The sequence below is a fragment of the Paraburkholderia sp. GAS334 genome (assembly GCF_050436625.1).
Taxonomy (GTDB): domain Bacteria; phylum Pseudomonadota; class Gammaproteobacteria; order Burkholderiales; family Burkholderiaceae; genus Paraburkholderia.
This window is the reverse complement of the sequence record NZ_JBNDMO010000018.1, coordinates 60470-73520: the sequence shown is the minus strand read 5'-3', so window position 1 is coordinate 73520 and position 13051 is coordinate 60470. Positions and strand designations below refer to the sequence as shown.

Here is a 13051-nt window from a genome sequence, read left to right as displayed (position 1 = left end):
GAGTGGCGCCAGCGTCGTCTATTTGGCTTGCTCGGCCGAGTTATGGATGGCCTGGCCGCCTTTCGATATGTCCTCGCCCGCGCCCGCAACGGTGTTGCAGCCCGCGAGGAGCGCGGTGGCGACGATCAGAAACAGAGCGATGAATCGCATCATGTTGTCCCCTTCGACAGGTTCCTGGTGCCGGCAGCGGTGGCGAGCCGGATACGCATGGGTACCGTGAGCCCATCGGGGCCAGCACGGGCACTCGGCATGAATCTTATTGTAAGCGAAACGCGGACCAGCGACGGCGTCCAACCCACGTAAAACTCGCGGCTCGAAACTCATGCGGCACCGTGGCAGGAGGAACTTTTCTTCCGGATGCATGCGCCGGGCGTGAGTATGCCCGCTTCCGGGGTGGTCCCCGCACCGGAAGCCGGTCGTCTATTACCTGCAGCCCAATGACATGCGGGATCCCATTCCGGCTCCGTCCGCTCGCATCAACTCGTCCAGCGCGTCCGTTGCCATCGGCACAGATACGTGCCTGGGCGCTTTGCGCAATCGCTGCTGATAGCGGCATGTCTGCGTGGTAATGCCGACTTGATCGGCAACGCGCTCGATTGTCTCGCCGGCAAGCAACAATTGGCCGGCTTTGATCGTTGGTCCGGATCACCGCACCCCAGTTGACCCTGTGCAGCTTCCTGAAGCTTGCGTCTCATGTACTGCCCGCGTTGTTGAGCAGGATGTCGACCGGGCCGACGTTCATGACTTTCTGCGCGCAGCGCTGACAGAAGTCATAGGCGGCGACGTCGACTGCATAGGCGTGCAATGGACGATCATCCGCGGCCATCCGTGCGAGCCAGCGCTCGACGCCGGCATTGTTCGGTTGGGGGTGACCACCACCGTGTAACCCGCGTCATGGACTCTTGACGCTGATGGCTTCGCCGAGTCCACCCATTCCGCCCGTCACCACGACCAGCTGCTTTGACATGATCCAATCTCCTCCACGGGGGCAATGGTCAAAGAGGTCCGGTGAGGGCCCCCACCGCCAGTCGCCTGCAGGCGGGGTGCCGTGAGCGACCCGTTGGCTCCGTCGTGTCGCGACGACGAAAACGGCCGGCCATGTTCCTCGTTATTTCTTCGCGGCCCGCGACGCCTGCTCGACGGCACGTTGGGTCGCTTTCGTTGCAGCGGCGGTCGCCACGTTGAAGTTGCTTCCGGCGACTTGGACCGCTTGCCGGGTGGCCCGCTGGACCGTTTCGTACAGCATACTGGTGGCCGTGATGGCCGACTTTAGTGCCGCGACGGCCGCTTCTGACCCGACCGGCGCGCTCTGCGCGACATTGTCGAGCAGCGTTTGCACCCGGCGGTTACGACCCGAGCCGCAGTGGTGCGACGCCGGTGCGGCTGCTCGATGTCGACGTCGATTCGCGCGATATGGCCACGGAAGCGCGACTGGACGAGCTCGAAGATCCGTACTGACTCTTTCGTTGCCGCATCATTCTGAACTGCACAGACATCTGCCCGAAAAATCTGAATCCTGCCTATGCAATCGGCCAGATCAGAAGAATGCTCGCGCGCCGCGCAGTGTGATGCCAGGCGATCCTGCAGGTCTTGAAGCAGGCGCACATCCGGAGCGGTTGCCCGGAGAAACACACGCGACGCGATACCAAAGTCGGCCGACGTGTCTTCAGAAGCGGAATCTGGTCTGCGCCATTGGTCGAAAATTGTCTGCTGGCAAAAGCAACAACGTGCCCCGATGCCCGAAAAGGACCGGAAAGCGATGCGCGTGTTGCGCGTCAAACAACATTTATTCATCGAGACCTATTTCGCGGTTTTGTACGCTGTCGTACCGCATCCGCTGCCGCCTGCGCGTAGTGTCAGGGACATCCAGGAACAACCTGGGGAGAATCATGCTACGACGAACATTCATATGGGGTACGCCGGGATCGATCCTGGCAATTGGCCTCGCGGTCTCGGGCTGCACGACGACCGGAACATCCGACGCCAGTGGCCACCAGACCGACAAGCGTCACACCATCGACGCGGGCGTCGACTCGACCCTTGCACGCGATTGCCAATGGCTCGCGTGAACTCGTCGGCAAGGCTCGTGGTGTACTGGTGTTCCCGTCGGTCATCTCGGCCGGCTTCGGGGTTGGCGGCCAGTATGGCGACGGCTCGCTGCGCGTCGGCGGCAGCACGGTCGGCTACTACAGCACCACGACCGGTTCAATCGGGCTGCAGATCGGCGCACAATCGAAAGCCATCATTTTCCTGTTCATGACTGAAGACGCACTCGACCGGTTCCGGAATAGCGAAGGCTGGTCGGTGGGCGGCGATGCGTCAGTGGCGGTCCTGAAAGTCGGCGCGAACGGCAATGTTGACACCACCACCGCGACCGCGCCCGTCGAAGCGTTCGTGCTCACGAACAGCGGGTTGATGGCCGGGGTCACGCTCGAGGGTACGAAGGTCACCAGGCTCAATTCGCTGTAACGAGCGACGCAGGAGGCGCAGGGTTGTACCTATTTATCGTTTTCAATCCTACGGAGGAGGCATGCACATTCTCACGAACGCGGGCCCGCTGGTGTCGCTGATCGCCGGCATTCTGATTCTCGTTGTGCCGCGCCTGTTGAATTACATCGTTGCGATCTACCTGATCGTCATCGGGCTGCTCGGGCTGTTCGGGGGACATCTCCACTGACCCGAAGCCGCCCATGAAAACAGCTCGTTGCGAACATCGGTCTCTTTCAACGGCGATTTCGGGTCATCAAGGGCGTCTATCACTCAGGAGCGCAGCACTGAGACGAATGACAAGCACCGGGCAAGATCCCTGCACCCGCAACATTGGAAGCGAGCGGGCGCATTGACCGCCGGAAGCAGAGAAGGAGTATCGAACATGTTGCGAAGCATAAAGAGTCTTCATGGATGCACCGTCGCGGCACGTGACGGCGATATCGGAAGTGTCGATGATGTTTATTTCGACGACGAAGCCTGGGGCGTGCGCTATCTCGTGGTCGACACGGGAAACTGGATGCGTGAGCGGCAGGTACTGATCTCACCGTATTCGGTCAAACACATGGACCGGGAATCAGGCACCGTCCACGTGTATCTTACGCGGCAACAGGTGCGGGATAGTCCGAACATCGATACGCATAAGCCGGTGTCGCGTCAGCACGAAACCGAGTACCTCCTTTACTACGGCTATCCGACGTACTGGGGTGGTTTAAACCTGTGGGGGATGGGCTCCTCCCCCGCATTCGAATAAAGGACGTGCCGCCAGACCCAGCATCGGAGGCACTCCCGCGCCCCGACCCGGACGCACATCAGGCGCCGGTGGATGTCCATCTGCACAGCACAAATGCCGTAGAGGGCTATCACATCGAGGTGGCCGATGGCAGCATAGGCCATGTCTCCGGTTTCATCTTCGACGATGTTGCGTGGGCCATTCGTTATCTGACCGTCGATACTCGAAACTGGTGGCCCGGTGGCAAGGAGGTGCTGGTGGCAACGCGGTGGATCGACCTGATCGACTGGGTTGGCTCGACTGTTTCTACCAGACTCAGTCGCGACGCAATCAAGAATAGCCCCGAGTACGACGACTCCGTTCCGCTCAACCGCGATTACGAAAAGAGACTCCACGAGTTTCATGGCAGGGACGGATACTGGTGAGGAAAGTGCGACACTACGGCCTGTTCGCGCCGTGGACAAAGCCGCCAGGGTCAGTGTGATCGCGGCGTGCTTCGACTGAGCAATGATCGCGGCGTCATTAGCTAGTGGGGCCATCGTTCATACGGACCGACTGGAAGTTCGCGCCATGCGGTGGGGTAGGAGAGAGTCAGTGGGGACCGAACCGGCAGCACGGTCCCCGGGTGATGATCGCGTCAGGCGGCACGCGCGGTCATCACGCAGAGGGGCGGTCGCCATGCCGATCTGTAGTGCTGGGCTGCGCCCGTCCTATCTTGCCGCGGAGTCCATTGCATATCTGCGGCAGTGCTCAAGATAGCCCAGTTCGTGCCTGCTCACAAGTTCGACGATGCTGGCCCACAGCCAGGAGGGCGCATCGAGCGTTTTTGAACGATTGCACTGCAGCTCCACCCGCCAGCTCTCGCGCGTTGACGCGTCCATTTGCATGGCATGGGCCTTTCCGACGACCAGCGCCAGGAATCGTGCGACTTTCATTGCTTCATCACGAGCGAGTTGGTTGATTTCCACTTTCAGGTCTTGAGGAAGCAGTTCGCGCAGGAACACCGACCGGTCGAGAAAGCGTGACGCGCGCATGCGTTCGCCCAGGAATGGCGCCAGGTGGCGAGCTCCCTCGACGATGCGTTGGCCGTTGTCTCGCGGCATCCTGACCGCCGGGTATCGAGGAGCAGCGGCCTGGATGGCCTCCTTGATGTCCATCGGACAAAGGTCATCCTCGCGGGAAGAGTCACGTCCGACCTCGAGAAGTAACGCAACGCGCAAGCGGCCAAGTGAACTGCAGCCTTTTACCCAATAAGCTGCATCAAGCACCTCGACCGACGCGCCTTCGTCGCGCGAACGCAATAAGGTGGCCAGGCGTGCAACGACCTCATCGGCAAACAGCTGCTTGACCGCGCGTTTTTCGTCCCGGGACAAGGGCCAGAATGTCTTGCCTAAAGGAATCGTGGGCTTAGTGTTCTCGATGCGTTCCCTGGCCAGATTTTTCCACGTCCGCTTCCATGCCTGTCTCATCATTACCCGGGCGCACTCCGGACTTTCAATGGTTCCGTCTGCATCCTCACACGCCTTGTCGAAAGCGCGCTCGTAGCCCTCCATCATCATTTCAATCATGGTCGCGATAATCACGCCCGACAAATCAGAGCCGCGGGCGGCGGTAACCAGCGACAATCCGAGGCGGATGAGGTCATGGACCGGGTTGCCGACAACCGTTTGGTCGAGGTCGCGAATCTGTATCTCGACGTGTCCCCGTGCGTTCGCGATGGGCCCCAGATTGCCTACGTGACAGTCGCCGCAAATCCAGACGGGAGGTCCTTCCGGTAACGTGTGGCTCTCCAGGCTTTCAAGCCATTCGTAAAATCTGACGGTATTGCCCCGGACATAGGCGTGTGCTGACCGCGCCATCTTCAGGTTCCGGAGCGCAATTAGTGCTGCCTGGCGCCCACTTGCGGGCGTCGGTCTGTAAGCGGTCTTCACGCGAGATCGAGTAGCCACGGCACCAATCCCTCGTAGTTGTCGGCGATCGTGGTGAGCGGCAATGCGCGGCACAACGTGACGAGACAGCGATACGGCTCGACACCGTTCATCTTGCACGCTTCGATCAGCGGGTTCAGGTTGGCACGCGCCTTTGCGCCTTCGACTGTGTCCGCGAACAGTCCACTCCGCCTTGCCTCGGATGAGCGGATCGCGCTCTCGCACGGATCGATGTCCACTCGCCCCCCTCCATTCCCCATGTGGCGGGTGAGCTTCGGCCACGGCCGGGCGCGGTAACGACGCGCCTTGTCTCGCAGGCCGCCGGGTGTGACGAGGTGCGGGGGCCGCGTCATCAGACCGGTGATGCACTTGAGCACCGGTTCGCTATGTTCGGCTCTCATTTTCGGGCGTCGCTCAGGCGTAGTCATGGCCGACGGCACCGGCTAGTCAGGCGCGTATTTGAACTCGGGCAATGCCTTCAGGGACTCAATGGTCGCGTCCGGCAGCCGCAGTTGCTTATCGACGAACTGAAGGCTGCTAAACGGTACCGCGACGAGATGGGTTCCCATACCGAGAAATCCTCACACCAAGAGGATGACGTAGGAAGCCCGATCGGTTGGACTGACGATCAGATCGTCAATCGTTCCGATCTTGTCCCTGTTGCGGTCATAAACGGGCGATCCGGTGATCTTTGACGCTCGATACCCGGTCGACACCTGGACCACATCAACGCGCTTCTCCGTGATGGATTGTGGCGTTCCCTGGGCCTGGAGCGTTCCAGCGGTCACAGCCATTGCGAGCACAGCCGTCGATACCAGAGCGATTACCCGTTTCATGAGACACCTCCGCGGTTCAGATGCATACGTCCGGAATGCGTCACGGGAGCACTTTTTCCCACTGCGTAGCGCTTCAGAACCCGTCCGCGGAACACCCTACGGCTGCTTCCTGAGTTGCTCTTTCGCATCGCCGTACGCGGCTTGGATCTTGCCGACGACCTGTTCGACCGCTCCCTTCAGCCTGGTCGTTTTATTTCCCGTGGCTTTGCCGACTACTTCCTTCAGTTTTCCACTTGCTTCCTTGACACGGCCTTTCAGCTGCTCCTTGTTCATGACATTGCTCCTTGAAAGTGACGGATGACCGAACGTATCGACGCGTGCCGGCCGCTCGTTTGCTGATGGGACGGCCCTGCAACGGGTGCCCGCGACGGGATCATCCAGACAGGAATTTTGAGCTTATATCCTGCCCAGTAGCAGCAACACGAGCACGACGACCAGCACAACGCCTAACAGGCCGCTGGGCATGTAACCCCACGAACGGCTGTGCGGCCAGGTCGGTATCGCACCGAGCAACACGAGCACCAGCACGACTATCAATATTGTTCCCAACATGGAACTTCTCCTTTCGACTGCGCGTTTCGACCAGCCCGTCGCCGCTCTCTCGCCAGGTGCGCTGAATCTTCACGCCTTTCGCGAGGCATCTCCGCAACGTTCAATTTGCTGCAAGCGGGTATCCGCACTACTCAGGACAGGCCTGCCCGGTAGAGTGAGGGTGACCTTGATTCGCCACGCAGTCGGTACGGTGGTGTACATCGAGATATCCCGATTGTCGCCCCGCGTACGCGAACACCGCGTGCCTGCGTACGGCCCCGGCGGCCGTTGCCGGTGTCGCTCCGAGTGCGCTCTGGCCGACCGCGAAATCGTTCGGCTCGATCCAGATGACGCTCTGCAACACACCGTCAAAGCACCGTATTCTGTTCTGCGGCGGTCCGCTCGCGTGCGAAGATTTCTCTGTTTCACGCCAGGGTTCAACTGCGTGCGCGCCCTAGTAAACAGTGCTAGCCGTATCCCCCAGACTACCGCAGGGGCATGCCGCCGACTCTTCGCTACTCGCCTGTGCAGCAAAGCCCCTGCCGCACTCGACGACATGGGCAGGGCGCGAGTCATTGAGCGATCCGCGCCGTGCACGAATGACGCGCTTCTTATAGCGCCTTCAGATCAGGCAACAGCCGGTCGAACTCCCGCTTCACCACGCCGTAGCATTCGCACACGCGCTTTTCGAGCCCCGGTCGATCCAGTACCTCGATGTGGCCATGACCGTAGCGGATCAGCCCCGCGTCCTGCAGTTTCAGCGCCGCCTCCGTCACGCCGGATCTCCGCACGCCAAGCATGTTGGCGATCAGTTCCTGCGTCATCTTCAGCTCGTTTGACGGCAGGCGGTCCATGCTGAGCAGCAGCCAGCGGCACAACTGCTGGTCGATCGAATGATGCCGGTTGCAGACGGCGGTCTGGGCCATCTGGGTGATCAATGCCTGGGTATAGCGCAGCAATAACCGCTGAACCGGGCCGGCGCGATGAAATTCCTCTTTCAGGATGCGCGCGTCCAGTCGATACGCCTGGCCTGCGCTTTGCACGATTGCCCGGTTTGGCGTCGTTTCACCGCCCATGAAGAGCGCAATACCGATGATCCCTTCGTTGCCCACGATCGCAATCTCGGCGGACGCGCCATCCTCCATCACATAGAGCAACGATACGATGGACGTTGTCGGAAAATAGACGTGATCAAGGCGATCGCCTGACTCGTACACGACCTGCCCCAGTGGCATTTCAACCGGTATGAGATGCGGCGCCACGCGCGCCCGCTCTGCTTCGGGCAGAACCGAAAGCAGGTGGTTTTCTCTGGAATGTTGCTCGTTTTCCATGTCTCGCTCCCCGACATCCTGTCCAGAAACCGTACTGTTTCGCCGGATTGTTCTTAAACATATCAGGTATCAAGGGCGGATACGTGAACGCCTCAGACGAATTGGCGAGAATGCCCTGCGGCGCAGCGTGCAGCGGCGTCCTATGAACGCCGAGTCTGACTGAACCCTCTTGAAATTATAGTTCGCGCGCCACGGTGGCACATCGCGGCGCGCTGTAACGGCTGCCAGCCATGGCTGGATGTGTCTTCGGTGGCAATTCTTTCAGTTGAAAGAAAGTGTGCCGCTCCACGGCAGGCAAGCTGCGGCTGCAGACTGAAACGGGTGGCTGCATAGCCGCCATCACACCGGCTCGCCAGCCATGCGCCGTTCCAGCACGATCGACAGCCGGAGCGTGAATTCGCTGCCCGTACCGGGGCCGGCACTGGTAGTCGACACCGTGCCGCCATGCGACTCGGCGACCGCTTTCACGACGGCAAGACCCGCGCTGCCATACCGCAATTTCAATGCTGCGACCAACTCCTTGCGTGTCGTCATGCTGATTTGCCTCGTCACCTCAGCCGCTCCCGCCGGACAATCCGACGGGTAGCAAACTACGTGAGGCAACAGGTCAGCGCGAGTTGCAATTCTGATGAGTCAATGCGCCGGACAAGTTCATTGTCGCCGTCCACCGCTGCCCTGTTCCATCGTGTGATTGATCCTGCCGTCCGTCTCCACAGCGAATACATCGAACGGCGATGTAGCAACCGGTTTTTGCAACGCGGCACGTTCGATACACGCGGCGACTGACGCGCACACAAGGAAATGCGTGTCCTGAGATCACCCCATGACGCCTCCGACCTCGATGCGCCACTATCGCCCGATCGCTGCGGTCCAGATGGTCCCGGGTCGGATCGGTCGGTGCAGCGCACGGCGCTGCAACCTGTACGGTTCCAGACAAACAGCACCTTGGCGAACTTCTTCAACAGTCTGGGAAACGGGTGACCTCTTCCCGCGCGCTTCCGCCACGCGCGCAGCGAATGGGACCTGTCTGATTGCAGTGGAGAGTTCTATAGTAAACAGGCCGCCACCCGTCGACTGGCTGGGAACCGCGGCGCAGCATTATGCCAGCTGGCTCAGGCAGACGGGACTGACGGTACCACGTTGGGATCCGGGAAAACGGCGCCCCAACTTACCCTGGAACAACCTTCGAGGGGGAGTTTCATCATGCTGCAAGCTAGCGAAATCCAGAAGCGTTTCACCCACCTGGAGCAAACCATCGAGAAAGCTTCGCAGGCCTGTCACGCCGACGCCACGCTGCCCAAGGAGCTTATGGACTGCGTTGATCAGCTGGACAAGAAGTCCGAAGGCGCAAAGAAAATAATGGAGTCGAAAGACGAAAATCGCATGCGTCAATGGATAGACGACCTGGAGCAGGTCGGCGACCGTGCAGAGCAGGCGTGTCAACGTGCAACCAATGTAAATGCGAAAGTAAAAAGTGCAGTCACCTCGGTCCATGCCGAACTTTCCGATCTGAAAAAACAGCTGCATTAACGCATTTTTAGTATGGGCAACCCTGCCGTGTGCCTCGCACGAAGGTAACGTTGACTGTCGCACACCAATCCGTGTCTGCGTTCGCCCATGGCATGACGGTTGCTGGATAGAAGGTCTGGTCTTTTCACGAGGAGAACATCATGACCACACTTGACCCCAGCATCCAATCTGCAACGGGTGGCAGCGGCGCGAAGATTGTCGGCGGCGGAACTGGCGAAGGCCCCGGCCCGGATGTGATGGCGGCAGCCACGCTCGACGGCGACAAGGTCATCACTTCGGATGGCGAAGATATCGGGAAAATCTCCGACATCATGCTTGACGTGCGTGGCGGCCGGATTGCGTACGCCGTCCTGTCCAGCGGCGGGTTCCTGGGTATGGGCAACACCCTTTACGCCATCCCGTGGAGCGCGCTGACCCTGGACACCAACGAGAAGTGTTTCCGGCTCGACATCACCGCCGAGCGCATCAAGAGCGCGCCCGGCTTCGACAAGGACCATTGGCCCGCGATGTCGGACCCGCAGTGGGGTTCGTCGCTGCACGAGTACTACAACCAGCGGCCCTACTGGCTGGCCACCCGGGGCGCAGTCGAAGGCCGGACGCTCGATCTTTAGGTCACCTGCACAAAGATCGGGGTGTCGAACCAACCGGACGCCCTCGCCACCTGTTCGAAACGCCGGCCGCAAGGCCGGCCTTTTCCTGCTACCAGCAGTTGCCGAAGGAGCTTCGTGAGACGGATTACTGGCGCGGGCTTGCGCAGAAACGCGTTCCCGAGATGTTCTTCCTGACGGGGAAGACACGACTGAAGCCGTTGCAATGGACACCACGGCGTTGCGCGAGCGCAAAAACATCCGGCCCTCCGAGGCGATCTACACAGGGTCGTCACGCATATGATGCAAGCGCGGTTCAGGAAGTTGAGCACCCATGCCCGCACAAGGTGTGTTGCGGATTCGAGTAATCGTCCAATTCGTGCGAAAGCTGACGGTTGGTGCTCGGGCAGCCTCATCTGGCCTCAGATCCGATGTTTGATCCATGGCTTTACGCGGTTCGCGAATTCCTGAATATGCATTATGGTCAGAGGAGCTTTTTGGTGTGACGTGAGGTCGACCACGACGTGGCAGCGACGAACGAACGTCGGTTCAAATGCCCATGCTATCGAGCCCGTATGGAATCCGATATTGATCCGTCGTCAACGCCGCACACCAACGTCAATTCGTGGGTCGAGAAGTTAGGGCCCGGTCTGATTACCGGGGCGGCTGACGACGACCCGAGCGGCATCGCAACATACTCGCAGGCAGGCGCAGCGTTCGGCTACGACATCCTGTGGACGATCCTGCTGACCTATCCGCTGATGGTGGCCATCCAGGTCATCAGCGCCAGGATCGGTCGGGTCAGCGGCCACGGACTGGCGACCAATATTCGACGTCACTATCCGGCGTGGCTGCTCTACGGCACGGTTATTCTCCTGCTCGTGGCGAATACGATCAACATTGCGGCTGACCTCTCGGCCATGGGCGCGGCCGTCAATCTGGTCATCGGTGGACCGACGCATGTTTACACGGTCGGCCTGGCGTTGCTTTCGCTCGTTTTGCAGGTTTTTGTCCCGTATCGAAACTATGTCCGCGTTCTCAAATGGCTGACGCTTGTCCTGTTTGCCTACGTCGGCGTCGTGTTCGCCGTCCAGATTCCATGGATGACCGTCGCAATCCGGACCGTGTTTGCGCATCTGTCGTGGAACGGCGACTACATCACAACCGTCGTCGCGGTGTTCGGCACGACAATCAGCCCCTACCTGTTTTTCTGGCAGGCCTCGCAGGAAGTCGAGGAACTGCTGGCACGACATGGTCAGCGCGCGCTCAAGCATGCGCCGTCTCAAGGCGCGTCAAATCTGAAACGGATCAAATTCGATACGTGGATCGGCATGGGATTTTCGAACCTGATCGCATTCTTTATCGTTCTCGCCACGGCCGCGACCCTGCACGCGCACCACATTACCGATATCCAGACGTCGTCACAAGCCGCCTCGGCGCTCAGGCCGATCGCCGGTGAGTTTGCGTCCCTGCTGTTCAGTATTGGCATCATCGGCACCGGGCTGCTTGCCCTACCGGTCCTGGCCGGTTCTGCGGCCTATGCAATGGCAGGCACGTTCGAGTGGAAAAACAGCCTGGAGCTGGAACCGAGGCTCGCCAAGCGGTTTTACGGAATCATCATTCTTGCTACGGTGGTTGGCCTCTCCCTTGGTTTCACCTCGATTGATCCGATCAAGGCTCTTTTCTGGAGTGCCGTCATCAATGGCGTCGCCTCAGTCCCGATCATGGTGCTCATGATGATGATGGCATCGAATCCAGACATCATGGGGACGTTCCGCATTTCAGGCGCGCTGCGGATCGGCGGCTGGCTGGCGACGGCCGTGATGGCCGCTGCTGTTGTGGGGATGTTCTGCTTTCTGTAGGAAGCGCGCCCGACACATGACAATCGTCCGGGCGGGCCAGGTTCTGGCGCGGAATCGGCCGCAGGTCTTTACGCGGCCGTCGCTGCGACCGCGACGATCAATGTCGGTGGCAAGACGGACCCCGGTTATGGCGGCGCCCCATTGCGTTTCGCGCCGGCAATCGGGGAGGTGCCGCATGACCGCCCGAATACCCGAATGCCCGGCTGCAATCTCTACCTTCCTGGCACGATGCATTGAAACCCTCGCGAACGGGGTGACCGCGCACGAATCCTGACGGCACCTCAGGTCGTACTCGCGAGACAGCTGGTCGGGCCGGGCTGGATATGCAAAGGGCTACCCGACGGTAGCCCCTTTGCGATTACGATGCGCCTGCCTGTCACGCGTTCACTCGCTCCTTGAAGGCCTTGCCTGCCGTGAACTTGACGGTTTTTGCGGCAGCAATGTGCATTGCCTCGCCCGTGGCGGGATTGCGCCCCGTGCGTGCGGCGCGTGCGCCGACGCCGAACGAGCCGAAGCCAATCAACTGCACCGTATCGCCCTTCGCCAACGCGGCACCCACGATCTCGGTAAAGGCGTCGATGACTTGTGCCGTGGCCGATTTGATGTCGCCGGTGACGGCCGATACTGCATCGATGAGTTCCTGCTTGTTCATGGTCAGTTCCTTTCGGATCAGGTGAGTAACCCAGATATCTGAATACGCCCGGATATTCTCGGGTAATCGCGCTTATTTTGCACCCGGTGATGCGGCTAGCCAGCCTTGAAGCGTTCGAACCGCTCGAACTGCTCGTCCGCTCCGGCCCCGATCCCCGTCCAATGCCCATCCCAGTCAAAGTCCATAAGGCTGCTGCCTTCGTTCGACACCGCCGTTTAATGTTCAGGGTCGCCTTGTGCCCGCCTGACTGACTCGCCCATCCGATGGGGCAGGAGCATCGGGACGCATCGGGTGAAGGACGTTGACCGCTACCGTACAGACGTACCGGGGCGCAGGTGAGAACCTCGTGTTACACCCTGCGCGCACCAATGATTCCCGGGTCGTTCCCGCGAGCCAAGACATTCGCGGACAGCCGGTCACCGGCGCAACGTAGCACGTCCTTGTTGTGACAGAACGCCAGATGCCACGGCACGTTTCGCCAGCTGGTCGCAATCCACACGTCGCGCGGCTGTGAAGGGGCTGTCGAACTTAAGGAGAGCGTCATGTACAACATCGTCTGGCTTGTGGGAGCCGT

Annotated in this window: 13 protein-coding genes and 5 pseudogenes; 7 read left to right on the top strand and 11 right to left on the bottom strand. The window is 60.3% G+C overall.

Going from position 1 to position 13051, the window contains the following annotated elements:
* Positions 1-18: 18 nt before the first annotated feature.
* The 3 genes and pseudogenes from P3T21_RS26920 to P3T21_RS26910 form a co-directional block, all read right to left on the bottom strand.
* Entirely contained in the window at positions 19-153 is a 135-nt protein-coding gene (locus P3T21_RS26920; protein ID WP_429259004.1) for an entericidin A/B family lipoprotein, read from the bottom strand.
* 541 nt (positions 154-694) lie between these two features.
* A pseudogene (locus tag P3T21_RS26915) lies at positions 695-967 on the bottom strand (SDR family NAD(P)-dependent oxidoreductase); the annotation flags it as partial.
* 141 nt (positions 968-1108) lie between these two features.
* On the bottom strand, positions 1109-1339 hold the full coding sequence (locus P3T21_RS26910; protein WP_429259003.1) for a hypothetical protein: 231 nt from the start codon (positions 1337-1339) through the stop codon (positions 1109-1111).
* Between the two features lie 59 nt (positions 1340-1398).
* Between P3T21_RS26910 and sdhB the strand changes: the two are divergent.
* The 4 genes and pseudogenes from sdhB to P3T21_RS26890 form a co-directional block, all read left to right on the top strand.
* A pseudogene (gene sdhB / locus P3T21_RS26905) lies at positions 1399-1569 on the top strand (succinate dehydrogenase iron-sulfur subunit); the annotation flags it as partial.
* A gap of 320 nt (positions 1570-1889) precedes the next feature.
* Positions 1890-2469, top strand: a pseudogene (locus P3T21_RS26900) (BPSL1445 family SYLF domain-containing lipoprotein).
* A 61-nt stretch (positions 2470-2530) separates the two neighbouring features.
* On the top strand, positions 2531-2677 hold the full coding sequence (locus P3T21_RS26895; RefSeq protein WP_115102851.1) for a DUF3096 domain-containing protein: 147 nt from the start codon (positions 2531-2533) through the stop codon (positions 2675-2677).
* 195 nt (positions 2678-2872) lie between these two features.
* Positions 2873-3645, top strand: a pseudogene (locus P3T21_RS26890) (PRC-barrel domain-containing protein).
* Between the two features lie 285 nt (positions 3646-3930).
* Here P3T21_RS26890 and P3T21_RS26885 read toward each other — a convergent pair.
* The 7 genes and pseudogenes from P3T21_RS26885 to P3T21_RS26855 form a co-directional block, all read right to left on the bottom strand.
* Entirely contained in the window at positions 3931-5169 is a 1239-nt protein-coding gene (locus P3T21_RS26885) for a DUF2252 domain-containing protein (protein WP_429259002.1), read from the bottom strand.
* On the bottom strand, positions 5148-5576 hold the full coding sequence (locus P3T21_RS26880) for an IS66 family transposase (RefSeq protein ID WP_429259001.1): 429 nt from the start codon (positions 5574-5576) through the stop codon (positions 5148-5150). The genes P3T21_RS26885 and P3T21_RS26880 overlap by 22 nt, the downstream gene beginning before the upstream one ends.
* A gap of 15 nt (positions 5577-5591) precedes the next feature.
* A pseudogene (locus P3T21_RS26875) lies at positions 5592-5984 on the bottom strand (PRC-barrel domain-containing protein).
* Positions 5985-6080: 96 nt separating this feature from the next.
* A complete protein-coding gene (locus P3T21_RS26870; RefSeq protein WP_429259000.1) occupies positions 6081-6257 on the bottom strand; it encodes a CsbD family protein in 177 nt (58 codons plus the stop codon).
* A 123-nt stretch (positions 6258-6380) separates the two neighbouring features.
* Positions 6381-6536 (bottom strand): DUF3309 family protein, encoded by a 156-nt coding sequence (locus P3T21_RS26865; protein ID WP_172167561.1) that lies wholly within the window; start codon positions 6534-6536, stop codon positions 6381-6383.
* Between the two features lie 590 nt (positions 6537-7126).
* Positions 7127-7846, bottom strand: coding sequence for a Crp/Fnr family transcriptional regulator (locus P3T21_RS26860; RefSeq protein ID WP_429258999.1), 720 nt, complete (start codon positions 7844-7846; stop codon positions 7127-7129).
* Positions 7847-8185: 339 nt separating this feature from the next.
* Positions 8186-8380, bottom strand: a complete 195-nt coding sequence (locus P3T21_RS26855; RefSeq protein ID WP_429258998.1) for a hypothetical protein — start codon at positions 8378-8380, stop codon at positions 8186-8188.
* A 669-nt stretch (positions 8381-9049) separates the two neighbouring features.
* Between P3T21_RS26855 and P3T21_RS26850 the strand changes: the two genes are divergently transcribed.
* The 3 genes from P3T21_RS26850 (at position 9050) to P3T21_RS26840 (ending at position 11825) form a co-directional block, all read left to right on the top strand.
* Complete coding sequence (locus P3T21_RS26850; RefSeq protein ID WP_429258997.1) at positions 9050-9376, top strand: hypothetical protein; 327 nt, start codon at positions 9050-9052, stop codon at positions 9374-9376.
* Positions 9377-9516: 140 nt separating this feature from the next.
* On the top strand, positions 9517-9987 hold the full coding sequence (locus P3T21_RS26845) for a PRC-barrel domain-containing protein (RefSeq protein ID WP_429258996.1): 471 nt from the start codon (positions 9517-9519) through the stop codon (positions 9985-9987).
* Between the two features lie 551 nt (positions 9988-10538).
* The gene (locus P3T21_RS26840; RefSeq protein ID WP_429258995.1) at positions 10539-11825 is read left to right on the top strand and encodes an NRAMP family divalent metal transporter; all 1287 of its coding nucleotides are present in this window, start codon (positions 10539-10541) and stop codon (positions 11823-11825) included.
* Positions 11826-12201: 376 nt separating this feature from the next.
* Here P3T21_RS26840 and P3T21_RS26835 read toward each other — a convergent pair whose 3' ends face one another.
* A complete protein-coding gene (locus P3T21_RS26835) occupies positions 12202-12477 on the bottom strand; it encodes an HU family DNA-binding protein (protein ID WP_429258994.1) in 276 nt (91 codons plus the stop codon).
* Between the last annotated feature and the right edge of the window lie 574 nt (positions 12478-13051).